Here is a 26,067-nt window from a genome sequence, read left to right on the forward strand (position 1 = left end):
GACGAGGTATCACGACGGGAAGGCAGTGCGCACCAAAAGTGCGCACCGAAACAGCGTTGTTACTTTTCTGCCCTAGATCAGGGCATCTGTACCTCGATGGTACCGCCCGCAGTCACTTCGACGGTGGTGGTACCGGGGGCAACGTCCGGAGTCACGGCATCACTGGCGGCCTTCATCGCCGACATGCGCAGCATCGGCAGCGGCTGGGGAACGCCACTGGTGCCCAGATCCAGATTGACGATGCGATAGCCCGAGCCCCCCAGGGCGTCGGTCGCCAACTGGGCGCGGGCCTTGAAGGCGGCCACGGCGTCCTTGAACAGGGCATCCTCCTGCTGCTTGCGGGTGCCATCGGCGATGGTGAATTGCAGGTTGCCCATCTTCAGCGTGCCCAGCAGCTCGCCGGTCAGCTTGGACAGGGCGGCGAAATCCGTGCTTTCCAGGCGCAGCTCGCCGCGCTCGCGCCAGGCATTGATGGCACGGCCCTGGTCTTCGTAGACCGGGTAGGTGTTGCGATTGCCCAGGGAGACATCCACGCCTTTGACCTTGCGGGCTTCTTCCAGGGCTGCATTGAGAGTCTTGGTGGTGTCGCTGGCCAGAGCGGCCGGATCCTGGCCCTGGCTCTCGGTATAGAGCATGACCTGCATGCGATCACGCGGCACTTCGCGACTGACCTCGGCCCTCAGGCTGATCTGGTTGTAACGCGGCTCGTCGGCCTGGGCGCCGGTGGCGAGCGCGGCGCTGAACAGGGCGGCGCCCAGCACGAGTGGGCGTAGGGAAAAGGTCATGGTGTTCTCCTGATTGGCAGTACGAAAGCCTTGGGACCTCAGGCCCGGCGGATGGTGCGTCGCATTGCCGCGTCAGCGGCTGAAGGCGGGCGGGGCTCGCTATAATGCCGGGTCTGCTCTGACGGACACGCCCCTCTGGGACCCGCCGTCTCGATCGTTTCTTGCGCCTGGAACCTCGCATGTTCTCCTTGCCCGTTCAATGGTTGTCCGCCAATCGCCAGAATCTCGGGCGCCTGGTTCTCATCCGCGTGCTGGTGCTGGCCGCCCAGGCTGGCTCGGTGGGCATCGCTCGGCTGTCGGGCATCGTCCAGCTGCCCTGGACGGCCCTGGCCATCACCCTGGGCGTCTCCGCGGTACTCTGCCTGTTCGCCGCCCTGCGACTGACCCGCCCCTGGCCGGTCACCGAGCAGGAATATGCCGCGCACCTGGGCTGTGACCTGGCCATCCACAGTGCGCTGCTGTATTTCGCCGGCGGGCCGACCAACCCCTTCGCCTCCTATTACCTGGTGCCCCTGACCATCGCCGCGGCCACATTGCCCTGGCTCTACACCCTGGTATTGGCGGCCCTGACCCTGGTGGTCTTCTCGCTGATGCTGCTCTCCTATGAGCCGCTGCATCTGCTGGTGGCCAACGATGGCGCGGTGCTGAGCTACGGCATGTGGCTGAGCTTCGCGCTGTCCGCCGCCGTCATCACCCTGTTCGTCGCGCGGATGGCCACTGCCCTGCGTGAGCAGGAGAACCTGCAGGCCCAACGCCGCGAGCAGGCCATGCGCGACCAGCAGTTGCTGGCGGTCGCCACCCAGGCAGCCGGTGCCGCCCATGAACTGGGTACCCCGCTGTCCACCATGAGCGTGCTGCTCAAGGAATTGCAGCAGGAGCACGCCGATCAGCCGACCCTGAGCGAGGACCTGGCGCTGTTGCAGGTGCAGGTCGGGCAATGCAAGCAGACCCTGCAGCAACTGGTGCGCGCCGCCGAGGCCGACCGGCGCCAGACCGTGCAGGAGCAGACCGCGGTGGAATGGCTGGAGGCGACCATGGATCGCTGGCACCTGATGCGGCCGGAAGCCACCTATCGCTTCGAGGTGGTCAGCCTGGGCACGCCGCCACGCCTGACGCCGCCGGTCGAACTTACCCAGGCACTGCTGAATCTACTCAACAATGCCGCCGATGCTTGCCCGGAAGACCTGGCCATCCGCCTGCACTGGGATGCTCGCGAGCTGTGCCTGTCGATTCGTGACCACGGGGCCGGAGTGCCCCTTGCCATCGCCGAGCAGCTTGGCAAGCCCTTCTTCACCACCAAGGGCAAGGGCTTCGGGCTGGGGCTGTTCCTCAGCCAGGCCAGCGTCACCCGTGCTGGTGGCACGGTGAAGCTCTACAATCACGAAGAAGGCGGCACCCTGACCGAATTGCGCCTGCCGCGGCACTACGCCTTGGCGTGAATGCCTGGAGAATTCTATGACTGACGACCTCAACAGTGGTTTCGACGACCAGCCCCACATCCTGCTGGTGGACGATGACCCCACCTTCACCCGGGTCATGGCCCGGGCCATGGATCGCCGTGGTCTGCGGGTATCCATCGCCGACAGCGCCGAGGAAGGCCTGCAATTGGCCAAGGACGACCTGCCGGACTACGCGGTGCTCGACCTGAAGATGGAAGGCGACTCCGGCCTGGTGCTGCTGCCCAAGCTGTTGGAACTGCATCCGGAGATGCGCGTGGTCTTGCTGACCGGCTATTCCAGCATCGCCACCGCCGTGGAAGCCATCAAGCGCGGCGCCACCAACTACCTGTGCAAGCCGGCCGATGCCGACGATGTCCTGGCCGCCTTGCTCGCCCAGCACGCCGACCTCGACACCCTGGTGCCGGACAATCCCATGTCGGTGGACCGCCTGCAGTGGGAGCACATCCAGCGGGTGCTGGCCGAGCACGAAGGCAACATCTCGGCGACTGCCCGTGCCCTGGGCATGCACCGCCGGACCCTGCAGCGCAAGCTGCAGAAGCGCCCCGTACGCCGCTGAGCGAGCCTCATCGTCCACGGGCCGGGGGCGATGAGTGTTACATTGTTTCAGTCAGACTCCGTTCAGGAATCTCGGCATAGGCTGTGCAAGCGTCTCGTTGAGCAGTCCTTGAGAGTCCGAGCATGTCCGAATCCGCCGTACCCGTACCCTCCGTCTATGGAGCTTCCCGCGGGCATTTTCTTGCCCGTGTCTGGGCCCTGATCACCCCCTACTGGCGCAGTGAGGAGAAGGGCAAGGCCTGGCTTCTGCTGTCCGTGGTCATCGCCCTGTCCCTGGCCGGAGTAGGCCTGTCGGTGGCCCTCAATACCTGGTATCGCTATTTCTACGATGCCCTGCAGAATCGTGATCTCGCCGCCTTCATCCGCCTGATGCTGTATTTCTGCGGCCTGGCGACCACGGCCATCCTGCTGGCGGTGTACCGGCTGTACCTGACCCAGGCGCTGACCATCAACTGGCGCCGCTGGCTGACCGAAAAGCACTTCGGGCTCTGGCTGTCCGATCGCAACTACTATCATCTCGAACGCGAAGGCGGCGCGGACAACCCCGACCAGCGCCTCACCGAAGACATCCGCGACTTCGCCGAAACCACCCTGACCCTAGGACTTGGTTTCATCCGTACCGTGGTCAGCCTGGTGTCCTTCAGCGTCATCCTGTTCGGCATTTCCGGCGACATCACCCTGTTTGGCATCACCATTCCGGCCTACATGTTCTGGGCCGCGCTGATCTACGCCACCATCGGCACCTGGCTGACCCATCTCATCGGTCGACGGCTGATCGGCCTGTACAACCAGCAGCAGCGCTACGAAGCCGATCTGCGTTTCGGTCTGATCAGGGTTCGCGAGAAGGCCGAAAGCGTGGCCTTGTTCCGTGGCGAGGCCAACGAGCAGCAACGCCTGCTGGAGCGTTTCGGCTATGTCTGGGGCAACTACCACCTGCTGATGAACTACACCAAGCGCCTGACCTTCTTTACCGCCGGCTACAGCCAGATCGCCATCGTTGCCGGCTTCGTGCTGGCGGCGCCGCGCTATTTCTCGGGCAAGATCCAGCTGGGCGACCTGATGCAGATCAACTCGGCCTTCGGCAACGTTCAGGAAAGTCTCAGCTGGTTCGTCGACGCCTACGTCAGCCTGGCATCCTGGCGCGCCATCTCCGATCGCCTGCTCACCTTCCGCGAAACCATGGCCGAACTGGGCCAGGAATCCGAAGTGCTGGTGCCGCGTACCGGCGACCAGGACCTGCTGCTGGAGAGCCTTACCCTGAGCGCCGCCGGCCGGCTGCTGCTACACCCCACCGATCTGCGCATCGCCCGTGGCGAGCACCTGCTGATCGAAGGCGCCTCGGGCAGCGGCAAGAGCACCCTGCTGCGCGCCCTGGCCGGACTCTGGCGGCAGGGGCAGGGCGATATCGCCGTGCCGGCCGGACGCCAGCTCTTCCTGCCACAGCAACCCTATCTGCCCATCGGCTCCCTGCGCGAGGCGCTGGCCTATCCGCAAGCCGCCGATGCCTACTCCGACGCACGTCTGACGGAGGTGTTGCAACTGTGCCGCCTGGAGCACCTTCTTGAGCATCTGGACGAAACCCGTCATTGGGAGCGGACCCTGTCGCCCGGCGAGCAGCAGCGGGTGGCCCTGGCGCGGGCGCTGCTCTATGCCCCCGAGTGGCTGTTCCTCGACGAGGCCAGCTCGGCGCTGAACGAGGCGGACGAGCGCCTTCTCTATGAGCGGCTGCTGGCCGAGAATCCTGGCCTTACCTTGGTCAGCGTCGGGCACCGGCCCAGCCTGAGGGCCTACCACCGTCGCCATTTGCTGCTGGAGGACCAAGAGCTGCGCCCTAGAGCGGTAGTGGACGTGTCTTGATATGGACCGAGCGGTCTAAATAGGGCGTTTGGGAGGAGGTGGGTGCTATGATTCCAGAGTCCCTTCAATCGGTACGAGAATCCATGTCAGCCCCCACCGTATCCCGCCCCCGAAAAAGACCCCGTAGCCTGGCAGAAGAGGTCGTCGCGGTGCTGATCCAGCAGATCGGCGATGGCCAGTTTCAGCCAGGCGACAAGCTCCCCACGGAATCGGCCATCATGCAGGCCCAAGGCGTGAGCCGCACCGTGGTACGCGAGGCCATCTCCCGACTGCAGGCCGGCGGCTATGTGGAGACCCGTCACGGCATAGGCACCTTCGTGCTGGAGCGACGCCCCGAGTCGCCGCTGCCAATCGATCTGGCGACCATCACCACCCTCAAGGACGTCCTGGCAATGCTCGAATTGCGCATCAGCCTGGAAGTCGAGGCAGCCGGCCTCGCGGCCCAACGTCGTTCCGCCGAGCAATTGCAGACGATGTGGACCTTGCTGGAAAACATGCGCACCGGTGTCGAGCAGCCCGACCGCGCGGTAAGCGCCGACCTGGAGTTGCACCTGTTGATCGCCAGCTCCACCGGCAATCGCTATTTCAGCGACATCATGGGTTACCTCGGCACGGTGCTGATTCCCCGTACCCGACTCAATTCCGCCTATCTCGCCCACGATGACCAGCAGCGCTACCAGAGCCGGCTGGACGCCGAGCATGAAGCCATCGTCCAGGCCATCGAAGACGGTGATCTGGAGGCGGCTCGTTCGGCCATGCGTCTGCACCTGAGCAACAGTCGCGAGCGCCTGAGACGCGCTCATGAAGAGATGGAGCGTCAGGCGGAAGGGGCGTGAAACCAGGCATTAATCTGGCGATACGCATTTTCATGGTAGGGGCTTGCCCCTTCCACAAGAGAGGTTGTACGATGACTTACAACAGGTAGCGGACGCGCCGCACCTCAGTCCAACCTACGCCGAGGCACTCAAGATGACTCCACAAGAACTCAAACACGTCCTCTCTTCCGGTCTGCTGTCCTTCCCGCTGACCGACTTCGATGCCAATGGCGACTTCCGTCCCGATACCTATGCCAAGCGCCTGGAGTGGCTGGCCCCCTACGGCGCTACCGCGCTGTTCGCGGCTGGCGGCACTGGTGAATTCTTCTCGCTGGAAGCCAGCGAATACAGCGGCATCATCAAGACCGCCGTGGACACCTGCCAGGGCAGCGTGCCGATTCTCGCTGGCGTCGGCGGCTCCACTCGCCAGGCCATCGCCTATGCCCAGGAAGCCGAGCGCCTGGGTGCCAAGGGTCTGTTGCTGCTGCCGCACTACCTGACCGAAGCCAGTCAGGACGGCGTCGCCGCCCATGTCGAGGCCGTCTGCAAATCGGTCAAGATCGGCGTAGTGGTCTACAATCGCAACGTCTGCCGCCTGCAGCCCCATCATCTGGAGCAGCTGGCCGAGCGTTGCCCTAACCTGATCGGCTACAAGGACGGCCTGGGTGACATCGAGCTGATGGTCGCCATCCGCCGCCGTCTGGGTGATCGCTTCAGCTACCTGGGCGGTCTGCCCACCGCCGAAGTCTATGCCGCCGCCTACAAGGCGCTGGGCGTACCGGTCTATTCGTCGGCCGTATTCAACTTCGTGCCCAAGACCGCCGTGCAGTTCTACGAAGCCATCGCCCGTGACGACCACGAGGCTGTCGGCAAGCTGATCGACGACTTCTTCCTGCCGTACCTGGAGATCCGCAACCGCTGCGCCGGTTACGCCGTGAGCATCGTCAAGGCGGGCGCCAAGATCGCCGGTTACGATGCCGGTCCCGTACGCACCCCGCTGACCGATCTCAAGCAGGACGAGTACGAGCAGCTGGCTGCACTGATGGACAAGCTCGGCCCGCAGTAAGGTCCAGCGCCTGAGAGGGCTATCAAGCACCTCTCCTCAGTTGCTTGCCCGCGACCAGTTGTCTGGTCGCGGGCTTTTTTCTGCCCGCGTCTCAAGGCGCTGGTAGAGCGCTCAAGGCCCTGAGGCGGCGAGGCTCGCCTGGCTTAAGGCGATCCTAAGGGCGGGTGGGCAGACTGGATTGCACGCCGCGCCTGGGTCGCGAAGCCGTTAGGGTAGGGGAGCTGGTGCCTTGGTGCAGGCGCTTCTTGAGCAACGTCCAGCCAGAGGGTCCCTGTCATGAGTGCCGCCCTGCTGTTTATCGCCCTCGCCGCGACACCTGGGCATGCGACCTGCCTGGCCGCCAAGCCGCCCTCGGCCGCTGCGCTGACGCGGTCGGTCGGCAACCCTCCAGCTCCCACGCCTCAGGCGCTGCCGATCATCCATACCGCGGGGACGCTGCCTCATACGGGCATCCACGATCAGTCCACGGCGGCCGTGCGCGATTTCGGCTATATGCTCGACTTGGCGCTGGCCTGGCGAGATAACCACGATGCCGCGGCCCTGGCGCGGCTGGCAGGCTATCTCGATGCCTGGATACCGCTATATCGGCCCAGCTTCCAACCCATCGACGAGACCAACCTGGGCATGCTCATCGCGGCCTATCGGTTGACCGCGACGAACCTTCCGGCGCCAACGGCCCGGCGCACCCGCGCCTTCATCGAGGCACTGGCTCAGGGGTATCTGCAGCAAATGGAGGCGCACCGCGGCGAAGACCGGGGCGTCTGGAGCAACAACTGGCAGAGCCACAGGATCAAGCTGGTGACCCTGGCGGCCAGCGCCCTGGATGACCGGGCACTGTTTGCCCGGGCGCGGGCGGCCTTCGTCACCCAGCTGGCGGTTAACATCAAACCCGATGGCGAGGTGCTCGACTTCAGCGAGCGCGATGCCTTGCACTATGTCGTCTACGATCTCGAACCGCTGGTGCTGGCTGCCGCAGTGGCCCGGGGGCGTGGCGAGGACTGGCTACGGCTGCCGGGCCGTGAAGGGCAGACCCTGGCCGCGGCGCTCGACTGGCTGCTGCCCTATGCGCAAGGCCAGCGCAGCCATGAAGAATTCCGCCATACGACGGTGCGCTTCGATGTGCAGCGGGCCGAGGCCGGGCTGCCAGGCTATGCGGGGGTCTGGGATCCGAAAGGCGCCAGGACGCTGTACTGGTCGGCCAGTCTGCTTGACCCGCGCTACGTAGCCATTGCCCAGAAGCTTGCCGCCGCGCCACCGCGGATGCTGTGGGCCTATGCCCCGGCCTGTCAGGGCTAGCCCGGGCTGGACCTGAGAGTCTCAGTCCAGGCTGCGGATGCTGACCCTGGAGGTACCGTCGGCCACCATATCGAGCCGATCGGCCGCGCTGCGCGACAGGTCGATCACGCGCCGGCGCACCGTCGGGCCGCGATCATTGATGCGGACCACCACGCTGCGGCCGTTGGCCAGGTTGATGACCTGGACGCGGGTACCGAAGGGCAGGGTGCGATGGGCGGCGGTCAGGGCGTTGGGGTCGTACTTCTCGCCGCTGGCGGTGCGGCGGCCGGCGTGCCACTTGGAGTAGAAGGACGCCATGCCGGTGTCCTGATAGTCATGGGCCGCGCTGGAGGACAGCGGTGGCGGGAAGCTCTCATGACTGGCGCAACCGGCGAACAGCAGGACCAGCGACAGCAGTCCAACGCGGTGGATCCGATGCATCTCGATGCCTCCTGGCAAAACGACCGGCAGCAGCTTAAGGGCTCGAACCGAGACTGTCAGCCCCGGTCCGTTACCCCGTGCGACTGCCGTCAGCCTTCCAGTTTCTGCTTGAGCAACTGGTTGACCTGGCCGGGGTTGGCCTTGCCCTTGGAAGCCTTCATCGCCTGGCCGACGAAGAAGCCGAACATTTTGCCGCGCTTGGCTTCGTCACTGGCGCGGTATTGCTCGACCTGGGCGGCATTGGCGGCCAGGACCTCGTCCAGCATGGCCTCGATGGCGCCGCTGTCAGTGACCTGCTTGAGGCCCTTGGCTTCGATGATGGCATCGGCACTCTCGCCTTCGCCGGCGGCCAGGGCTTCGAACACCATCTTGGCGATCTTGCCGGAGATGGTGTCGTCCTTGATGCGCAGGATCAGGCCGCCCAGCTGGGCCGCGTTCACCGGTGCCTGGCCGATCTCCAGGTCCTGCTTGTTGAGCAGGCTGGACAGGTCGCCCATCACCCAGTTGGCGGCCAGCTTGGCATCACCGCTCACCTGCTGGACTTCCTCGAAGTAGTCGGCCAACTCGCGGCTGGCGGACAACACGCTGGCGTCATAGACCGACAGGCCGTACTCACGCTGGAAGCGGTCGCGCTTTTCGGTCGGCAACTCAGGCAACTGGCTGCGCACCTCGGCCAGGAAGGCTGGCTCGATCACGACCGGCAGCAGGTCGGGGCAGGGGAAGTAACGGTAGTCGTTGGCTTCTTCCTTGCTCCGCATGGAGCGGGTCTCGTCCTTGTTGGGATCGTACAGGCGGGTTTCCTGCACCACCTTGCCACCGTCCTCGATGAGTTCGATCTGGCGCTGAACTTCGTGGTTGATGGCCTTCTCGATGAAGCGGAAGGAGTTGACGTTCTTGATCTCGGCGCGGGTGCCGAAGGCTTCCTGACCCTTGGGGCGCACCGAGACGTTGCAGTCGCAACGCAGCGAGCCCTCGGCCATGTTGCCGTCGCAGATACCCAGGTAGCGCACCAGGGCGTGGATGGCCTTGACGTAGGCCACGGCTTCCTTGGCGCTGCGGATGTCCGGCTCGGAGACGATCTCCAGCAGGGGGGTGCCGGCGCGGTTCAGGTCGATGCCGCTCATACCGTGGAAGTCTTCGTGCAGGCTCTTGCCGGCGTCCTCTTCCAGGTGCGCGCGGGTGATGCCGATACGCTTGACGGTGCCGTCTTCCAGGGTGATGTCCAGGTGGCCCTTGCCGACGATGGGATGATCCATCTGGCTGGTCTGGTAGCCCTTGGGCAGGTCCGGGTAGAAGTAGTTCTTGCGCGCGAAGACGTTGCGCTCGGCGATCTCGGCATCGATGGCCAGACCGAACTTGCAGGCCATGCGCACGGCCTCGGCGTTGAGCACCGGCAGGGTGCCGGGCATGCCCAGGTCGACCAGGCTGGCGTGGGCGTTGGGCTCGGCGCCGAAGCTGGTGGCGCTGCCGGAGAAAATCTTCGATTGGGTGCTGAGCTGAGCGTGGATCTCAAGCCCGATCACGGTTTCCCATTGCATGTCTCTATCCTTCCTCAGAAGCCGCTCGGCGCCTGGCGATGCCAGTCGCTGACCTGCTGGTACTGGTGGGCGACGTTGAGTAGACGGCCTTCCTGGAAATAGTTGCCGAGCAGTTGCACGCCCACCGGCAGGCCATCGACGAAGCCGGCCGGCATCGACAGGCCGGGGATGCCGGCGAGGTTGGCGGTGATGGTGTAGATGTCTTCGAGATAGGCGGAGACCGGGTCACCACCCTTTTCGCCGAGCTTCCAGGCCAGGTTCGGCGTGGTCGGGCCGAGGATGACGTCGACCTCGGCGAAGGCCGCGACAAAGTCGTTCTTGATCAGCCGGCGGATGCGCTGCGCCTTGAGGTAATAGGCGTCGTAGTAGCCAGCCGACAGGGCGTAGGTGCCGACCATGATGCGGCGCTTCACCTCGGCGCCGAAGCCTTCGCCGCGGGATCTCTTGTAGAGATCTTCCAGGTTGACCGGATTTTCGCAGCGATAGCCGAAGCGCACGCCGTCGAAGCGCGACAGGTTGGAGCTGGCCTCGGCCGGGGCGATGACGTAGTAGGCCGGGATGGCGTGCTGCAGGTTGGGCAGGGAGATGTCCTTGACGGTGGCGCCGAGCTTCTTCAGCTCCTCGACCACGGCCAGTACCTTCTCACCGATGCGGGCATCGAGACCGGCGCCGAAGTATTCCCTTGGCAGGCCGATGCGCAGGCCGGTCAGCGGCTGCTGCAGGGCGGCACGGTAGTCGTCCACCGGCTGATCGACGCTGGTGGAATCCTTGGGGTCGAAGCCGGCCATGGCCTGCAAGAGCAGGGCGCAGTCCTCGGCGGTGCGTGCCAGCGGACCGCCCTGGTCGAGGCTGGAGGCGTAGGCGATCATGCCCCAGCGCGAGACACGGCCATAGGTAGGCTTGATGCCGGTGAGGTTAGTCAGGGCCGCCGGCTGGCGGATCGAGCCGCCGGTGTCGGTGCCGGTGGCAGCCGGCAACAGCCGCGCGGCCACGGCAGCGGCGGAGCCGCCGGAAGAGCCGCCAGGCACCCGGGTGACGTCCCAGGGATTCTTCACCGGGCCGTAGTGGCTGGATTCGTTGGCCGAACCCATGGCGAATTCGTCCATGTTCAGCTTGCCGAGGGAGACGGTGCCGGCCGCGGCCAGCCTCTCCACCACGGTGGCGTCGTAGGGTGCCTTGAAGCCAGTGAGGATCTTCGAGCCGCAGCTGGTCAGCACGCCCTGGGTGCAGAACAGGTCCTTGTGGGCGAGGGGCGCGCCCAGCAGGGCGCCCGTCTCGCCGGCGGCGCGGCGGGCATCGGCAGCGCGCGCCTGTTCCAGGGCCTGCTCGGCGGTCACGGTGATGAAACTGTTGAGCTGGGGATCGAGCTGCTCGATCCGCTGCAGCAGCTCGCCGGTCAGTTCTTCGGCAGAAAAATCCTTCGCGGCCAGGGCGGCGGCGATCTCGGTCAGGGTCAGCTGATGCATGTCGTGTCTCACTCGATCACCTTGGGAACCAGGTACAGCCCGGCTTCCACGGCCGGGGCGATGGCCTGGTAGGCCGCGCGCCGGTCGCCTTCGGTAGCCTGGTCGGGCCGCAGGCGCTGGGTGGCTTCCAGCGGGTGGGCAAGGGGGGCTATGTCCGCGGTGTCCACGGCCTGCATCTGGTCGACGAGGCCGAGGATGTCGTTGAGGGTAGCGGTGGTAGCGGCGAGATCCGCCTCGTCGAGACCCAGGCGGGCCAGGTGAGCGATCTTTTCGACGTCGGTGCGTTCGAGCGCCATCGGCTTCTCCAAGCAGGAAGGCGGCGTGACCCAGTTGGCGGCCGCGTATGCTGGAGACGGGCTGGCGGGTCGGGCGCCGCGTTGAACGGGGGCTTAACGGCCCGGAAAAGCTCTCAATCTAGCATATCGGCGCCTTGCCCTAAATCCCCGCGATTGTTAGAGTCTGCCGCACTTTTTTACCCGCACGTTTGTCCTGTCGCGTGCCTGCTTGTCACCGCCTAGGGTCACCTCATGTTCAAGAAATTGCGTGGCATGTTCTCCAGCGATCTGTCGATCGACCTGGGGACCGCCAACACTCTGATTTACGTCCGCGAGCGCGGCATCGTGCTGAACGAGCCGTCGGTGGTCGCCATCCGCACCCACGGCAGTAGCAACCAGAAGAGCGTGGTCGCCGTCGGTACCGACGCCAAGCGCATGCTGGGTCGCACCCCGGGCAACATTGCCGCCATCCGTCCGATGAAGGACGGCGTCATTGCCGACTTCAGCGTCTGCGAAAAGATGTTGCAATACTTTATCAACAAGGTGCATGAGAACAGCTTCCTGCAGCCCAGTCCGCGGGTGCTGATCTGCGTGCCCTGCAAGTCGACCCAAGTCGAGCGCCGCGCCATCCGTGAATCCGCGCTCGGCGCGGGCGCCCGTGAGGTGTTCCTGATCGAGGAGCCGATGGCCGCAGCCATTGGCGCCGGTCTGCCGGTCGAGGAAGCCCATGGTTCCATGGTTGTCGACATCGGTGGTGGCACCACCGAGATCGCGCTGATCTCCCTGAACGGTGTGGTCTATGCCGAGTCCGTCCGCGTCGGCGGTGATCGCTTCGACGAAGCCATCGTCACCTACGTGCGCCGCAACTACGGCAGCCTGATCGGCGAATCCACCGCCGAGCGCATCAAGCAGGAAATCGGCACCGCCTACCCGGGCGGCGAGGTCCGCGAGATCGATGTCCGGGGTCGCAACCTGGCCGAAGGCGTCCCGCGCAGCTTCACCCTCAATTCCAACGAGGTGCTCGAAGCCATGCAGGAATCCCTGGCGACCATCGTCCAGGCGGTCAAGAGCTGCCTGGAGCAGTCACCGCCGGAGCTGGCGTCCGACATCGCCGAGCGTGGCCTGGTGCTCACCGGTGGTGGCGCTCTGCTGCGCGACCTGGACAAGCTGCTGGCGCTGGAAACCGGCCTGCCGGTGATCGTCGCCGAAGACCCGCTGACCTGCGTGGCCCGGGGCGGCGGCAAGGCGCTGGAAATGATGGATCGCCACGCCATGGACCTGCTGTCCACCGAATAAGGCAGTTCCAGGCTACAGGCCCCGCTCCGGTCGCCCCAGGCTACCGGGGTGCCGGGCGCGTTCTGCGAGGAACTCACCATCAAGCCGATTTTCAGCAAAGGCCCAGCGCTGGGCATTCGTCTGCTGATCCTGGCCGCCCTTTCGGTGGGTGTCATGGTCACCGACGCGCGTTTCGACTATCTGAAGCCGGTGCGCAGCGAACTGGCGCTGGTACTCTCGCCCCTCTATCAGGTGGCGGGCTTTCCCGTGCGCGCCTGGGAAGTTGTCAGCGACCAGTTTTCCAGCCGTACCGAGTTGATGGCGGAAAACGAAAGACTCAAGGCCGAGCAGCTCCTGCTGCAACGGCGACTGCAGAAGCTGGCCGCGCTCACCGAACAAAACGTACGCCTGCGCGAGCTGCTCAATTCCGCCGCCCTGGTGGACGACAAGGTGCTGGTTGGCGAGCTGATCGGCGTCGATCCCAATCCCTATACCCATCGCATCATCATCGACAAGGGCGCGAAGGACGGTGTCTTCGTCGGCCAACCGGTGCTCGACGCCAGTGGCCTGATGGGGCAGGTGGTGGAGGTGATGCCCTATTCGGCGCGCGTCCTGCTACTGACCGACGTGACTCACAGCATTCCGGTGCAGGTCAATCGCAACGGCTTGCGCGCCATTGCCGCCGGCACCGGTAACCCCGAGCGCCTGGAGCTGCGCTATGTGGCCGATACCGCCGACATCAAGGAAGGCGACCTGCTGGTGAGCTCCGGGTTGGGGCAGCGTTTCCCGGCCGGTTATCCGGTGGCCACGGTGTCCAAGGTGATCCACGACTCGGGGCAACCCTTCGCCGTGGTGCGCGCCATTCCCACCGCCAAGCTCAATCGCAGTCGCTACATGCTGCTGGTGTTCAGCGATACCCGCACCCCGGAGCAACGCGCCAACGATGCCGCCGAGGCCCAGGAGGCGGCGGATCGCCATGCCGCCCAGCGCCCGGCCGCCGCCGCGAATCCGGCCCCCGCCGGAGCCTCCGCCGCGCAGCCGCCAGCTCCTGCTACGCCAGCGCCGAGCGCCGCCGCCAGCAGTCGCGCCGCGACCCCGACCAAGCCTCCGGCGACCCAGGGTAACACTGGGGCTCATCCGGCCACGCCGACCAAGCCACCTGCGGGTGCGAATGGCGCCGCGGCGCATCCTGCCACGCCAGCCAGGTCGCCCGCCCAACCGGCCACGACCGGTACCCAGGCACCACGTCGGGCCCAGCAGCCAGCCGCGGAATTGCCCGACGAGGGTGATCGTTGATGGCGCTGCGCATCGGCCATAACGGGTGGGTGATCTGGCTCACCCTGCTGGTCGGGCTGCTGCTCTCCATCGTGCCCATGCCGGAATTCATGGAGATCGGTCGGCCGCTGTGGCTGGCCATGCTGCTGACCTTCTGGACCCTGGCCCTGCCGCACCGCGTCGGGCTGCTCACCGCCTGGGTGATGGGCATCGCCGAGGACGTGCTCTATGGCAGCCTGCTGGGGCAGACCGCCCTGGTGCTGAGCCTGGTCGTCTTCCTGGTCCGCTCCCTGGCGCAGCGGCTGCGCGCCTTTCCCGTCTGGCAACAGAGTTTCGTGCTGCTGGTGGTCTACGGTATCGCCCAGCTGCTGGCGCTGTGGCTCAACGCCCTGGCCGGCAGCCGGCCACCGACCCTGGTGTTTCTCACCCCCTCGCTGGTCAGCGCGCTGCTCTGGCCGTGGATCTATCTGCTGCTGCGCGGGCTGCGCCTCAGATTCGGTGTCACCTGAGGCGGTCTGAACCACCGCTGGGCGCAGGCAAGGCAGGCAAGACTCTCTGAGGACACGGCGTTTACCAGTGATGAACGAGCCTTCCGAAGGGATGTTCAACGCCGCATGACCGAGCGCAGGCTCTTTTCCCGCAAAGCCTAAGCTGGTTTCACCGGCGATGGGCTGGCATTCTCCCGTCATCCCCTCGTCATCTGGTTGTTGTCGATGCCCCAGCTCTATCTCGCCTCCGCCTCGCCACGGCGTGCCGAACTGCTCGAACAGATCGGCGTCGCCTTCCAGAAAGTCGCCGCGACGGTGGACGAAACCCCTCATCCGGGGGAGGCGGCGGACGCCTATGTCGAGCGCCTGGCCCGGGCCAAGGCGGCCATGGGCCGGCAAGTACTGGCCGGCGCCTCCGATGGCTGTGTCATTGGCGCCGACACCTGCGTGGTGCTCGATGACCAACTGCTCGGCAAGCCCCGCGATCGCGCCGAGGCGCTGGCCATGCTCAACGCCCTCGGTGGTCGACGGCATCGGGTGGTGACCGGCGTTGCCGTGGCCGATGGCGAGCGCTGTCTGAGTCGCGTGGTCGCCGCGGAGGTGGAGTTTCGTCCCCTGGCCCCCGGTGAAGCCGAACGCTACTGGGACACCGGCGAGCCGGCCGACAAGGCCGGCAGCTATGCCATCCAGGGTGCCGGCGCGGTCTTCGTTCGCGGACTGCAAGGCAGCTACAGCGCCGTCGTAGGGCTGCCGCTGTGCGAAACCGCGGAACTGCTGAGCGCTTTCGCCATCCCTTGTTGGCGGCCTGTCGGACGGCCGACCGCTCAGTCTTGAGGTCCCTGGTATCCCGGTCCTCATTCCGCCCCTCCACGTCGTCCAAGAGTCCTCCATGAGCGAAGAGATCCTCATCAACATCACTCCCATGGAGTCCCGTGTCGCCGTCGTGGAAAACGGTGTGCTGCAGGAGGTGCACGTCGAGCGCACGTTGCGTCGCGGTATCGTCGGCAACATCTATCGCGGCCGGGTCGTGCGGGTGCTGCCGGGCATGCAGGCGGCCTTCATCGACATCGGCCTGGCCCGCGCGGCCTTCATCCACGCCGCCGAGATCTCCCAGCGTGAAGGGGCGGCGGTGGAGAGCATCAGCGCGCTGGTGCGCGAGGGCCAGACGCTGGTGGTCCAGGTCACCAAGGACCCCATCGGCACCAAGGGCGCGCGCCTTACCACCCATCTGTCGATTCCCTCGCGCTATCTGGTCTATATGCCGCGTACCTCCCATGTCGGCATCTCGCTGAAGATCGAGGACGAAGCCGAACGCGAGCGCCTCAAGGCGATCATGGCGCGCTGCGTGGAAAGCGAGGGCATCGAGCACGAGGGCGGTTTCATCCTGCGCACCGCCGCCGAGGCGGCGCGCGAGGAAGACATCCTGGCCGACATCCGCTATCTGCGCCGCCTCTGGCAGCAGATCTCCAGCAATCTGCAGGGACCGACGCCGGCGCCCATCTATGAAGACCTGACCCTGGCCCTGCGTGCCCTGCGCGATCTGGTCGGGCCGCGTACGGAAAAGATCCGCGTCGACAGCCGCGAGAACTTCCAGCGCATCGGTCAGTTCGTCGAGGAGTTGATGCCCGAGGTCGCGGCGCGGCTGGAGCATTATCCGGGCGAGCGGCCGATCTTCGATCTGTATGGCGTGGAAGACGAGATCCAGAAGGCCCTGGAGCGCAAGGTACTGCTCAAGTCCGGCGGCTATCTGGTGATAGATCCCACCGAGGCGATGACCACCATCGACGTCAATACCGGCGCCTTCGTCGGCCATCGCAATCTGGAAGAGACCATCTTCAAGACCAACCTGGAGGCCGCTACCGCCATTGCCCGTCAGCTGCGGCTGCGCAATCTCGGCGGCATCATCATCATCGATTTCATCGACATGGAAGACGAGGAGCATCAGCGCCAGGTGATCCGTACCCTGGAAAAGCAGCTCGAACGCGACCATGCCAAGACCAATATCATCGGCATCACCGAGCTGGGCCTCCTGCAGATGACCCGCAAGCGCACCCGCGAGAGCCTGTCCCAGGTGCTCTGCGAACCCTGCGGCAATTGTCAGGGACGCGGCATCCTGCGCACCGCCGAGACCATTTGCTACGAGATCTTTCGTGAAATCCTGCGCGAGGCGCGGGCCTACCAGGCCAATTCCTATCTGGTGCTGGCCAATCAGAAGGTGGTGGATCGGCTGCTGGATGAGGAGTCGGGCAATGTCGCCGATCTCGAAGCCTTCATCGGCCGCACCGTCAAGTTCCAGGTGGAGACCATGTATTCTCAGGAGCAGTACGATGTCGTGCTGCTCTAGGTTCGTGCCTTGATGTCCCTGCTCAAACGCGGCGCGCTTGGCTTGGCGCTGCTACTGCTGGCCCTGGTGACCCTCTATATGGGCCTGGGGCGGCTGCTCATGCCCTGGGTCGGCGAATACCGCAGCGAGGTTGAGGGACGGGCTACCGCCGCGTTGGGCGAGCCGGTGCGCCTGGGCCGACTCGAAGGACGCTGGGCCACCTGGAATCCGGTGCTGATCCTGCGCGATCTGAGCCTGGGGCGCGGCGAAAGCAGCGTACAGCTGGATCATCTCAAGGTGGTGCCGGATGTGCTCGGCAGTCTCTGGCATCGCCAGCTGCGGCTCAAGTCGGTGCAGATCGATGGCGTCCATCTGGTCCTGGAGGAGGATGCCCAGGGCCACTGGCAATTGCGCGGCCTGCCGCCGCGGGCGCCGGACGCCAAGCCCTTCGATCCGGGTCCGCTGCTCGATGCCCTGGCGCGCCTGGGCCATGCCAGCCTGCTGGACAGCCAGCTCAGTCTGATCCCCCAGCAGGGTTCCCCGGTGACCCTCAGGTATGCCGAGGCCAGCCTGTCCCGGCAGTTGAACGGTGCCCTGGAACTGGCAACGCGTTTCCGACTGCCCGATGGCGGCACGGTGGCGGCGCATTTCATCGCCAGGCCACGGCCCGAGGACTGGCGCGCCAGTGGGCTGGAAGGCTATGTCAGCCTGCCCGCCAGCGACTGGTCCCGCTGGATCCCGGGAACCCTCACCCGGCAATGGCAATTGCGCCGTGCCCAGGCGGAAGGCGAGCTCTGGTTCGCCTGGGCCGAAGGGCGGTTGCAGCGTTCCCATCTGCGCCTGAAGGCGGATGAGCTGACGCTCGCCTATGCCGATCACCCCCCGGTGCGGCTGCAGGCCCTGGCGCTGGACAGCGACCAGCAGGCCGACGCTGCCGGCCAGTACAGCGGAGCGCTGGCGCTCAAGGCGCAGCTCGACGGCAAGCCGCTTGAAGCGCGCTACGCCCTGGCCTACGACAGCACCGCCCAGCACCTGCAGGTACGTAGCGACCAGCTGGATCTCAAGCAGGCTGCCCAGCTGGCGCGGGACCTGGCACCCTTGCCGGCGCCTGTCGCCCAGGCCGTGCAGGCCTTGGCGCCCCATGGTCAGCTGCGCAATCTCAACGCCGACTTCTATCCGCAGAAGCCCCTGCGCGAGCGGCTCTCCTATGCAGCCAACCTGGAGCGGGTGGGCGTTTCCGCCTATCGGGGGGCGCCTGCCGTCGAGGGTGTCACCGGCAGCCTGAGCGGCAGTCTGGGCGGCGGCGAATTGCGCCTGGACACCAGCGACTTCATGCTGCACCTGAGTGACCTCTTTCCCGAGCCCTGGCGCTATCGCACCGCCAAGGCGCGATTGACCTGGAGCCTCGACGATCAGCGCTTCACCCTTGGCAGTGCCCTGATGCAGGTCACTGGGCCGGAGGGTGCGGCCAGTGGCGACATGCACATCCAGCTCGGTCTGCACCCCGAGGTGGACAGCTACATGGACCTGCGTGTCGGCCTCAAGGACGGCGACGCGAGCTACACCCGCAAGTACCTGCCCACCAAGCTGCCGGCGACGGACTTCAGTCCGGAACTGGCCCAGTGGCTGACCACCGCCATCGTCGGCGGCCGGATCGACGAGGCCATCTACCAGTACCAGGGCTCCCTGCGCCATGGCTCGCCTCCGCACTCGCGCACCATGAGTCTGTTCTTCCGGGTGCACGATGCTCAGCTGGCCTATCAGCCCGGCTGGCCCGCGCTGCGCGAAGCCCGGGGTGATGTCTTCATCGAGAGCGATGGGGTCAAGGTTCAGGTACCCGAGGGGCGCATCCTCGACACCCGGGTCAGGGACGTCGAGGCCCGTATCCCGTTGCTGCACGATGGCAGCGCGCCGCACCTGCGTCTTACCGCACGACTCGACAGCAGCGTGCGCGACGGCCTGAAGATCCTCCAGGACACGCCGCTACCGACCGCTAAGGTCTTCGCCGGCTGGAAGGGGGAGGGGGCGCTCAACAACAGCAGCCTGAATCTGGACATTCCCCTGGCCAAGGGACAGCCACCCGTCGTGGTGGTCGAGCTGACGCCGGACAAGGCGCGCCTGGAGCTGGCGGATCCCCAGCTGACTCTCACCGACCTGCGCGGCACCTTCCGCTACGACACTCGTAGCGGCCTCAGTGCACCCGACATCCAGGCGCGTGTCTTCGATCAACCCATTCGCGGTCAGGCCCTGGCCGAAGGCAAGGTCAACGAGCCCCGTACCCGCCTGGTAGTGGACGGCCGTGTGGACGTGGACCAGCTGGCACGCTGGCTGGGCAGCGAGGGGCGACCCCTTCCGGCGCGGGGCCTGCTTGGCTATCGCCTCGGTCTGACCCTTGCCGAGCACAGCGAGCTGGCCGTTACCTCCGACCTGCGCGGGGTAGCCATCGATCTGCCGGCGCCCTTCGGCAAAAGCGCGGAGCAGAGCCGTGAGGCCTTCTTCAGCCTGGCGCTCAACGAGGGTGAGCGCCGGGTGGAAGCGACCTACAAGGGGCTTGCCGACGCCGTGCTGATGCTCGATCCCAAGGCCATGGACAAGGGGCGCGGCGAGATCGTGCTGGGTGGCGGGACCGCCAATCTGCCCACCACGGTCGGTTACGACCTGCGCGGCCAACTCGCGGAATTCGATCTGGCGGCCTGGCAGGACGTCTATCAGCGTTATGGCAAGGCCAGCGGCAGTGGCGGGGCGGGGCGGGGCGGCGGCAACGCGGTCGATATCTCCAGCCTCGGACGCGGCGATCTCAGCTTCGGGCGCTTTCTGGCGTTCGGCCAGGAAATCGACAACCTGCGCCTCACCTACGCGCCCCAGGGCAATGCCTGGCAACTGGGACTGGCCAGCCAGACCGTGGCTGGCCAAGTGCGTATCCCTCGCCAGACTGGCCAGCCGATCGACATCAACCTGCAGCACCTGCGCATTCCCCAGACCCCGGCAGATCCCTCGGTGGAAAGCGACGCGCCCCGTCCCGATCCGCTGGCTGACGTCGATCCGCGCACTTTGCCAGCGCTGAATCTGGTCATCGACCGTTTCGAACTGGGTGGGCGGCTGGTCGGTGCCCAGCGCCTGCAGCTCAGGCCGTCGCCATCCGGCGCCAACTTCAATGCCCTGGACCTCGACCTCCGCGGCCTCAAGGTCATGGGCTCCCTGCGTTGGGAGGGCGCGCCGGGCGCGACCCACAGCTATTACCAGGGACGTCTGTCCGGCGGCAACATCGCCGACATCCTGCTGGGCTGGAATTTCGCCTCCAGCGTGACCAGTCGCGATTTCCGGCTGGATGCCCGGGTCGACTGGCCCGGCTCGCCTGCCCATGTCGCCCTGGCGCGGCTCAATGGCAATCTCGATGCGCGCTTCAACGATGGCCATTTGCGCCAGGTGGAAGGAACGGCTTCGGCGCTGCGTATCTTCGGCCTGCTCAACTTCGAATCCATCCGCCGCCGCCTGCGGCTGGACTTCTCCGATCTGTTCGGCAAGGGCTTGAGCTACGACAGCATTACCGGGGTACTCGACGCCCAGCAGGGCGCCTTCCGTACCCGCAAGCCCATCAGCCTGAGCGGGCCGGGTGCCGAGATGAGTCTGCAGGGCCTGCTGGACATGGCCAGCAATCGCATCGACGCCAACCTCAAGGTCGGGCTGCCGGTCAGCAACTCCCTGCCGCTGGCCGCGCTGATCGCCGGGGCACCGGCCATCGGCGGCGCGCTGTTCATTGTCGATCGGCTGATTGGCGACCGCATCACCCGCATGGCCAGCATCAACTACCACATCGAAGGCCCCTGGCAGAATCCGACCATGACCACGGGCAAGCGCGATTGAGCGTTGCCCTGCGGCCGCGCCACTGCTTAGGATGGGCGATCCCTTCTGGAGTGCCTGCATGTCCATAGCCATCCTGCAGATGGTCAGCGGCCCCGCGGTGGCAGCCAACCTGCGCGCCGCCGAGCGGCTGCTCGAACGTGCCGCCAACGCCGGTGCGCAACTGGCGGTGCTGCCGGAAAACTTCGTCGCCATCGGGCATCCGGCCCCCGCCGAACTGGCCCGGGCGGAGGCGCTTGGCGAGGGTGAGATCCTGCCCTGGCTGTCCAGCCGGGCGCGCGAGCTGGGCCTCTGGCTGCTGGCCGGCACCCTGCCGCTGCTGCCCGACGGCGCCACCGAGGGCAAGCCCTGTGCCTGTTCGCTGCTGTTCGACGACCAGGGTCGCCGCGTCGCCCGCTATGACAAGCTGCATCTCTTCGATGCCGACGTCAGCGACAGCCAGGGCAGCTATCGCGAATCCGATCACTATGCCGCCGGTGAGACCCTCACGGTGGTGGATACCCCGGTCGGCCGCCTGCGCCTGACCGTCTGCTACGACCTGCGCTTTCCCGAACTCTATGGCGCCCTGCGCGCTGCCGGTGCGGAGCTGATCAGCGCCCCCTCGGCCTTTACCGTGCCGACCGGCCAAGCCCATTGGGAGCTGCTGCTGCGCGCCCGGGCGGTGGAAACCCAGAGCTATCTGCTGGGCGCCGCCCAGGGCGGTGTCCACGCCAATGGCCGCACGACCTGGGGCCACGCCATGGCCGTGGATCCCTGGGGCGAGGTGCTTGCCGTCCAGGCCAGCGGCGAAGCGGTCCTGCTCATCGAGCGCGATGCCGAGCGCCAGGCCCAGTTGCGCCAGCGAATGCCCGTCACCCAGCACCGCCGCTTCGCACCGGCGCGCTTGGCTGGCCACTAGGAGCCGAACGGCAATGGCGCCCATTGGTCATTTGCATCAGGGATCAGTCACTTCCGCGAGTAGGCTAGAGGCCACCTCGCGCCCCTTTCATCGTTCCGACGCCCGGGGTGGCGTCGTCTGGAGTTTCCATGAGTGATTACCTGAATAGCGTCGGCGCGGCCCTGCTGGGGCCGGGCGGACTCGCGCTGGACGATCTGCAGCCCGTGCTGCAGCGCCTGGCCGGCCCCGGCATCGACGCTGCGGACCTGTACTTCCAGAGCATCGTCTCCGAGTCCTGGCTGCTGGAAGACGGCATCGTCAAGGAAGGCGGTTTCCACCTCGACCAAGGCGTCGGGGTGCGGGCGCTGTCCGGCGAGAAGACCGGCTTCGCCTACAGCAACGCCATCACCGGCGAGGCGCTGGATCTCGCTGCCCAGGCCGCGCGCTCCATCTCCCGCAGTGGCGTCGAGGGCCAGGTCCAGGCATTTCGTGCGGTGGAACCCGCGCAGCGCCTCTATGGCCAGGACAACCCCCTCGATGTGCTGGATCGCGCGACCAAGGTGACCTTCCTGCAGCAACTGGACGAGGCCACCCGGGCTCTGGATCCGCGCATCCAGCAGGTCACCATCAGCCTGGCCGGCGTCTGGGAGCGCACCCTGGTGGCCGCGGTCGACGGCACCCTCGCCGCCGACGTGCGCCCCCTGGTGCGCCTGGGCGTCAGCGTCATCGTCGAGCAGAACGGTCGTCGCGAGCGCGGCAACAGCGGTGGCGGTGGCCGTTGCGACTACCGCTATTTCCAGAGCGACGACCGTGCCCTGGGCTATGCCCGCGAAGCGGTACGCCAGGCACTGGTCAATCTGGAAGCCACAGCGGCTCCGGCCGGCACCCTACCGGTGGTGCTGGGTGCCGGCTGGTCCGGCGTGCTCCTGCACGAAGCGGTCGGCCATGGCCTGGAAGGTGACTTCAACCGCAAGGGCAGCTCCAACTACAGCGGTCAGCTCGGCCGGCAGGTGGCCTCGTCGCTGTGCACCATCGTCGACGACGGCACCCTGCCGGATCGCCGTGGTTCCCTGTCCATCGACGACGAGGGTACCCCCAGCGGCTACAACGTGCTGATCGAGAACGGCATTCTCAAGGGCTACATGCAGGACAAGCTCAACGCCCGGCTGATGGGTGTGGCCCCCACCGGCAATGGTCGGCGCGAGTCCTATGCCCACCTGCCCATGCCGCGCATGACCAACACCTACATGCTCGCCGGCCAGAGCGATCCGGCCGAGATCATCGCCTCGGTGGAGAAGGGCATCTATTGCGCCAGCCTCGGCGGCGGTCAGGTGGACATCACCAGTGGCAAGTTCGTCTTCACCACCAACGAGGCCTACCTGATCGAGAACGGCAAGCTCGGTCGCCCGGTGAAGGGCGCCACCCTGATCGGCAATGGTCCCGAGGTCATGAACCGGGTATCCATGGTCGGCAACGACCTGGCGCTGGATGCGGGGGTAGGGACCTGTGGCAAGGATGGCCAGTCATTGCCGGTGGGCGTGGGTCAGCCGACCCTGAAGATCGACGCCATCACCGTGGGCGGCACCGGCGCCTGATGCCGGCACCGGCCGTGGCCGTAGCGGACAGAAACCTAGCGCAGACCGCGCTGGGTTTCGTCGAGGGTGCGGATGTACTTGAAGACCTTGCGCGCCGCCGCGGGCGGCTTGTTGTGCGCGGCCTCGTGCTGGGCATGGCGCACCAGGCCGCGCAGGTGCTGGCGGTCGGTTTCCGGATACAGCGCCACGAAGGCTTCCAGCGCCTGGTCGCCCTCGGCGATCAGGCGGTCGCGCCAGCGCTCCAGGGCATGAAAGCGCTCGTTGTACTGCCGCGTCGAGCTGTCCATCTGGTCGACCAGCGCCAGGATGGCCTCCAGATCCTGGTCACGCATCAGCTTGCCCAGGTATTGGACATGCCTTTTGCGCGCGATGTGCGTCTTGTGCTTGGGCGCCTCGGCAAGGGCCTTGCGCAGCGGATCGGTCAGGGGCAGGCGGTCCAGCTGCTCAGCCGGCAACCCGGCCAGGCGTTCGCCCAGCTCCTGCAGCGCGTGCAGCTCACGCTTGACCTGTGTCTTGCTCTTTTCGCCCAGCGGCGCGTCGTCGTCGTAAGAATCAACCATGAACTATGGGGTCCAGCTAAGAATGGGCGCCATCATAACGAGTTGCCGCACGGTTGTCCGGCCTGGCCGGCGCCGTCCGTAAGGAGAACGTCATGAATCGCAACGCCGCCGTGGGTCCCGCCGCGCTACCCGAATTGCGCGAACAGGTCGAAGCCATCCTGGCCGAGGCCCGTCGCCAGGGCGCCAGTGCCGGTGAAGTGGCCGTCTCGATCGACCAGGGGCTGTCCACCTCGGTCCGCAAGGGTGAGGTGGAAACGGTCGAGTTCAATCGCGACCAGGGCTTTGGCATCACCCTCTATGCCGGTCAGCGCAAGGGCTCGGCCAGTACCTCCGCTACCGGCCCCGAGGCGATCCGCGAGACCGTGGCCGCGGCCCTGGCCATCGCCAAGCACACCTCCGAGGATCCCTGTGCCGGCCTCGCCAACGCCGAGCTGATGGCACGTGGCGAGCTGCCCGATCTCGACCTCTATCATCCCTGGGACATCACCCCGGAGCAGGCCATCGAGCAGGCCCTGGCCTGTGAAGCCGCCGCCTATGCCGCCGACAGCCGCATCGGCAATGCCGACGGTACCACCCTCAATACCCACCAGAGCTGCCGGGTCTACGGCAACAGCCACGGTTTCGTCGGCGGCTACGCCAGCACCCGCCACAGCCTGAGCTGCGTGATGATCGCCGGCAGCGGCGAGGCCATGCAGCGCGACTACTATTACGACGTCAACCGCCTCGGCAGCGAACTGATGAGCGCCGAGGAAATCGGTCGGCGCGCCACTGAACGCGCCGTGAGCCGTCTGGGCGCCAGGCCGGTGCCCACCGCCAAGGTTCCAGTGCTCTTCTCCCCGGAAATGGCCGCCGGCCTGTTCGGCACCTTCCTCGCTGCCATTTCCGGCGGCAACCTCTATCGCAAGTCGTCCTTTCTTGAAGGCGCCCTCGGGCAGCAGGTGTTTCCCGACTGGCTGACCCTGGATGAACGGCCGCACGTGCCGCGCGCCCTGGGCAGTGCCGCCTTCGATGGTGAAGGCCTGGCCACCTACGCCAAGCCCTTCGTGGAGAACGGCCAGCTGGTGTCCTATGTGCTCGGCAGCTATTCCGCGCGTAAGCTGGGTATGCAGAGCACCGCCAATGCCGGTGGCGTGCACAACCTGCATGTCAGTCATGGCACGGCCGACCAGGCCGAGTTGATCCGGCAGATGGGCACAGGCTTCCTGGTCACGGAAATGATGGGGCAGGGTACCAACCTGGTCACCGGCGACTACTCCCGGGGCGCCGGTGGTTTCTGGATCGAGAATGGCGAGATCCAGTTTCCGGTCCAGGAGGTCACCATCGCCGGTCGCCTCGGTGACATGTTCCGCCAGATCCTGGCCGTGGGCAGCGACGTGGAACGCCGCGGCAGCCTGCGCACCGGCTCGGTGCTGATCGACGGCATGACCCTGGCGGGTAGCTAGAAAAGATGCCGGAAGTGTCGCGGTTAGGAAAATCCCGTCGAACGGGAGACAGCCCACCCCGTTAGTCGTTAGTATCCTAGCAATGCACTAGGACATAGCCGTGCGGTCGAATTCCGTGACCGGACGGCCCAGATTCAGACGGTGCGCCGTGGCGCACCAGCCGTACTCCCCGCCGCCCCAGGGCAGTGGGTCCATACCAAAAACCACCATGGAGACATTCCGCATGCCGCATACTCTGCCTCAGCTGCCCTACGCCTACGACGCGCTGGAACCGCACGTCGATGCCCAGACCATGGAAATCCACCACACCAAGCACCACCAGACCTACATCAACAACCTGAACGCTGCGCTGGAAGGCACCGAGTTCGCCAATTTGTCGGCCGAAGAAGTGGTTCGTCAGCTGGATAAGCTGCCCCAGGACAAGCGCGGTGCCGTGCAGAACAACGGTGGCGGCCATGCCAACCACAGCCTGTTCTGGACCGTGATGGCCCCCAATGCCGGCGGCAAGCCCGAAGGCGCCCTGGCTGAAGCCATCGAGTCCCAGCTGGGCGGCTTCGATGCCTTCAAGGAGGCCTTCACCAAGGCTGCCCTGACCCGCTTCGGCAGCGGCTGGGCCTGGCTGAGCGTCACCCCCGAGAAGAAGCTGGTGGTCGAGAGCACCGGCAACCAGGACAGCCCGCTGATGACCGGCAATACCCCGATCCTCGGCCTGGACGTCTGGGAGCACGCCTACTACCTGCGCTACCAGAACCGTCGTCCCGAATACATCGGTGCCTTCTTCAACGTCATCAACTGGCCGGAAGTGTCCCGTCGCTACGAAGCGGCGCTGAACGCCTGA

Annotated in this window: 22 protein-coding genes; 16 read left to right on the forward strand and 6 right to left on the reverse strand. The window is 66.1% G+C overall.

Going from position 1 to position 26,067, the window contains the following annotated elements:
• Nucleotides 1-77: 77 nt before the first annotated feature.
• Nucleotides 78-785 (reverse strand): SIMPL domain-containing protein, encoded by a 708-nt coding sequence (locus APT59_RS05870; protein ID WP_059314003.1) that lies wholly within the window; start codon nt 783-785, stop codon nt 78-80.
• Nucleotides 786-964: 179 nt separating this feature from the next.
• Between APT59_RS05870 and APT59_RS05875 the strand changes: the two genes are divergently transcribed.
• The 6 genes from APT59_RS05875 (at nt 965) to APT59_RS05900 (ending at nt 7,834) form a co-directional block, all read left to right on the forward strand.
• Complete coding sequence (locus APT59_RS05875; protein WP_059314004.1) at nt 965-2,224, forward strand: ATP-binding protein; 1,260 nt, start codon at nt 965-967, stop codon at nt 2,222-2,224.
• A gap of 16 nt (nt 2,225-2,240) precedes the next feature.
• Nucleotides 2,241-2,801 carry a response regulator transcription factor gene (locus APT59_RS05880; RefSeq protein ID WP_059314005.1) on the forward strand — a complete coding sequence of 187 codons (561 nt, stop codon included), beginning with the start codon at nt 2,241-2,243 and terminating at the stop codon, nt 2,799-2,801.
• 122 nt (nt 2,802-2,923) lie between these two features.
• Nucleotides 2,924-4,657, forward strand: coding sequence for an ABC transporter ATP-binding protein/permease (locus tag APT59_RS05885; RefSeq protein WP_059314006.1), 1,734 nt, complete (start codon nt 2,924-2,926; stop codon nt 4,655-4,657).
• 83 nt (nt 4,658-4,740) lie between these two features.
• Nucleotides 4,741-5,493 carry a FadR/GntR family transcriptional regulator gene (locus APT59_RS05890; protein ID WP_174523129.1) on the forward strand — a complete coding sequence of 251 codons (753 nt, stop codon included), beginning with the start codon at nt 4,741-4,743 and terminating at the stop codon, nt 5,491-5,493.
• A gap of 133 nt (nt 5,494-5,626) precedes the next feature.
• Nucleotides 5,627-6,538, forward strand: coding sequence for a 5-dehydro-4-deoxyglucarate dehydratase (kdgD, locus tag APT59_RS05895; protein WP_017642389.1), 912 nt, complete (start codon nt 5,627-5,629; stop codon nt 6,536-6,538).
• A gap of 276 nt (nt 6,539-6,814) precedes the next feature.
• Nucleotides 6,815-7,834, forward strand: coding sequence for an alginate lyase family protein (locus APT59_RS05900; protein WP_059314008.1), 1,020 nt, complete (start codon nt 6,815-6,817; stop codon nt 7,832-7,834).
• Between the two features lie 21 nt (nt 7,835-7,855).
• Here APT59_RS05900 and APT59_RS05905 read toward each other — a convergent pair whose 3' ends face one another.
• The 4 genes from APT59_RS05905 to gatC form a co-directional block, all read right to left on the reverse strand.
• Complete coding sequence (locus APT59_RS05905; RefSeq protein ID WP_059314009.1) at nt 7,856-8,254, reverse strand: septal ring lytic transglycosylase RlpA family protein; 399 nt, start codon at nt 8,252-8,254, stop codon at nt 7,856-7,858.
• A gap of 89 nt (nt 8,255-8,343) precedes the next feature.
• Nucleotides 8,344-9,792, reverse strand: coding sequence for an Asp-tRNA(Asn)/Glu-tRNA(Gln) amidotransferase subunit GatB (gene gatB / locus APT59_RS05910; protein WP_059314010.1), 1,449 nt, complete (start codon nt 9,790-9,792; stop codon nt 8,344-8,346).
• 14 nt (nt 9,793-9,806) lie between these two features.
• Nucleotides 9,807-11,258: an Asp-tRNA(Asn)/Glu-tRNA(Gln) amidotransferase subunit GatA gene (gatA, locus tag APT59_RS05915; protein ID WP_059314011.1), complete on the reverse strand. Its 1,452-nt coding sequence runs from the start codon at nt 11,256-11,258 to the stop codon at nt 9,807-9,809.
• An 8-nt stretch (nt 11,259-11,266) separates the two neighbouring features.
• Entirely contained in the window at nt 11,267-11,554 is a 288-nt protein-coding gene (gatC, locus tag APT59_RS05920; protein WP_059314012.1) for an Asp-tRNA(Asn)/Glu-tRNA(Gln) amidotransferase subunit GatC, read from the reverse strand.
• Nucleotides 11,555-11,785: 231 nt separating this feature from the next.
• On the opposite strand from gatC, the gene mreB reads away from it, so the two are divergent.
• The 8 genes from mreB to tldD all read left to right on the forward strand — a co-directional run bounded on the left by mreB (nt 11,786) and on the right by tldD (nt 23,227).
• Complete coding sequence (gene mreB, locus APT59_RS05925; protein ID WP_059314013.1) at nt 11,786-12,829, forward strand: rod shape-determining protein MreB; 1,044 nt, start codon at nt 11,786-11,788, stop codon at nt 12,827-12,829.
• Nucleotides 12,830-12,955: 126 nt separating this feature from the next.
• The gene (gene mreC / locus APT59_RS05930) at nt 12,956-14,104 is read left to right on the forward strand and encodes a rod shape-determining protein MreC (protein ID WP_237140605.1); all 1,149 of its coding nucleotides are present in this window, start codon (nt 12,956-12,958) and stop codon (nt 14,102-14,104) included.
• A complete protein-coding gene (gene mreD / locus APT59_RS05935) occupies nt 14,104-14,592 on the forward strand; it encodes a rod shape-determining protein MreD (protein WP_059314014.1) in 489 nt (162 codons plus the stop codon). Before mreC ends, mreD begins: the two co-directional genes overlap by 1 nt.
• 204 nt (nt 14,593-14,796) lie before the next feature.
• Nucleotides 14,797-15,405 (forward strand): Maf family protein, encoded by a 609-nt coding sequence (locus tag APT59_RS05940; protein WP_059314015.1) that lies wholly within the window; start codon nt 14,797-14,799, stop codon nt 15,403-15,405.
• 55 nt (nt 15,406-15,460) lie between these two features.
• On the forward strand, nt 15,461-16,915 hold the full coding sequence (gene rng / locus APT59_RS05945) for a ribonuclease G (protein WP_059314016.1): 1,455 nt from the start codon (nt 15,461-15,463) through the stop codon (nt 16,913-16,915).
• A 12-nt stretch (nt 16,916-16,927) separates the two neighbouring features.
• A complete protein-coding gene (locus APT59_RS05950) occupies nt 16,928-20,758 on the forward strand; it encodes a YhdP family protein (protein ID WP_059316834.1) in 3,831 nt (1,276 codons plus the stop codon).
• 58 nt (nt 20,759-20,816) lie between these two features.
• A complete protein-coding gene (locus APT59_RS05955) occupies nt 20,817-21,653 on the forward strand; it encodes a carbon-nitrogen hydrolase family protein (RefSeq protein WP_059314017.1) in 837 nt (278 codons plus the stop codon).
• 128 nt (nt 21,654-21,781) lie between these two features.
• Nucleotides 21,782-23,227, forward strand: a complete 1,446-nt coding sequence (gene tldD, locus APT59_RS05960; protein ID WP_059314018.1) for a metalloprotease TldD — start codon at nt 21,782-21,784, stop codon at nt 23,225-23,227.
• A 35-nt stretch (nt 23,228-23,262) separates the two neighbouring features.
• Here tldD and yjgA read toward each other — a convergent pair whose 3' ends face one another.
• The gene (yjgA, locus tag APT59_RS05965; RefSeq protein WP_059314019.1) at nt 23,263-23,787 is read right to left on the reverse strand and encodes a ribosome biogenesis factor YjgA; all 525 of its coding nucleotides are present in this window, start codon (nt 23,785-23,787) and stop codon (nt 23,263-23,265) included.
• Between the two features lie 92 nt (nt 23,788-23,879).
• Here yjgA and pmbA point away from each other — a divergent pair, with 92 nt between their 5' ends.
• Together pmbA and APT59_RS05975 are read left to right on the forward strand one after the other, a co-directional pair.
• A complete protein-coding gene (pmbA, locus tag APT59_RS05970; protein ID WP_059314020.1) occupies nt 23,880-25,229 on the forward strand; it encodes a metalloprotease PmbA in 1,350 nt (449 codons plus the stop codon).
• 223 nt (nt 25,230-25,452) lie between these two features.
• Complete coding sequence (locus APT59_RS05975; protein ID WP_059314021.1) at nt 25,453-26,067, forward strand: superoxide dismutase; 615 nt, start codon at nt 25,453-25,455, stop codon at nt 26,065-26,067.

The organism is Pseudomonas oryzihabitans (assembly GCF_001518815.1).
Lineage (GTDB): Bacteria > Pseudomonadota > Gammaproteobacteria > Pseudomonadales > Pseudomonadaceae > Chryseomonas > Chryseomonas oryzihabitans_E.

Bases quoted from the DNA above. Each gene is read 5' to 3' on its own strand.
- APT59_RS05870 (WP_059314003.1), bottom strand. From the start codon at position 785: ATGACCTTTTCCCTACGCCCACTCGTGCTGGGCGCCGCCCTGTTCAGC.
- APT59_RS05875 (WP_059314004.1), top strand. From the start codon at position 965: ATGTTCTCCTTGCCCGTTCAATGGTTGTCCGCCAATCGCCAGAATCTC.
- APT59_RS05880 (WP_059314005.1), top strand. From the start codon at position 2,241: ATGACTGACGACCTCAACAGTGGTTTCGACGACCAGCCCCACATCCTG.
- APT59_RS05885 (WP_059314006.1), top strand. From the start codon at position 2,924: ATGTCCGAATCCGCCGTACCCGTACCCTCCGTCTATGGAGCTTCCCGC.
- APT59_RS05890 (WP_174523129.1), top strand. From the start codon at position 4,741: ATGTCAGCCCCCACCGTATCCCGCCCCCGAAAAAGACCCCGTAGCCTG.
- kdgD (WP_017642389.1), top strand. From the start codon at position 5,627: ATGACTCCACAAGAACTCAAACACGTCCTCTCTTCCGGTCTGCTGTCC.
- APT59_RS05900 (WP_059314008.1), top strand. From the start codon at position 6,815: ATGAGTGCCGCCCTGCTGTTTATCGCCCTCGCCGCGACACCTGGGCAT.
- APT59_RS05905 (WP_059314009.1), bottom strand. From the start codon at position 8,254: ATGCATCGGATCCACCGCGTTGGACTGCTGTCGCTGGTCCTGCTGTTC.
- gatB (WP_059314010.1), bottom strand. From the start codon at position 9,792: ATGCAATGGGAAACCGTGATCGGGCTTGAGATCCACGCTCAGCTCAGC.
- gatA (WP_059314011.1), bottom strand. From the start codon at position 11,258: ATGCATCAGCTGACCCTGACCGAGATCGCCGCCGCCCTGGCCGCGAAG.
- gatC (WP_059314012.1), bottom strand. From the start codon at position 11,554: ATGGCGCTCGAACGCACCGACGTCGAAAAGATCGCTCACCTGGCCCGC.
- mreB (WP_059314013.1), top strand. From the start codon at position 11,786: ATGTTCAAGAAATTGCGTGGCATGTTCTCCAGCGATCTGTCGATCGAC.
- mreD (WP_059314014.1), top strand. From the start codon at position 14,104: ATGGCGCTGCGCATCGGCCATAACGGGTGGGTGATCTGGCTCACCCTG.
- APT59_RS05940 (WP_059314015.1), top strand. From the start codon at position 14,797: ATGCCCCAGCTCTATCTCGCCTCCGCCTCGCCACGGCGTGCCGAACTG.
- rng (WP_059314016.1), top strand. From the start codon at position 15,461: ATGAGCGAAGAGATCCTCATCAACATCACTCCCATGGAGTCCCGTGTC.
- APT59_RS05950 (WP_059316834.1), top strand. From the start codon at position 16,928: ATGTCCCTGCTCAAACGCGGCGCGCTTGGCTTGGCGCTGCTACTGCTG.
- APT59_RS05955 (WP_059314017.1), top strand. From the start codon at position 20,817: ATGTCCATAGCCATCCTGCAGATGGTCAGCGGCCCCGCGGTGGCAGCC.
- tldD (WP_059314018.1), top strand. From the start codon at position 21,782: ATGAGTGATTACCTGAATAGCGTCGGCGCGGCCCTGCTGGGGCCGGGC.
- yjgA (WP_059314019.1), bottom strand. From the start codon at position 23,787: ATGGTTGATTCTTACGACGACGACGCGCCGCTGGGCGAAAAGAGCAAG.
- pmbA (WP_059314020.1), top strand. From the start codon at position 23,880: ATGAATCGCAACGCCGCCGTGGGTCCCGCCGCGCTACCCGAATTGCGC.
- APT59_RS05975 (WP_059314021.1), top strand. From the start codon at position 25,453: ATGCCGCATACTCTGCCTCAGCTGCCCTACGCCTACGACGCGCTGGAA.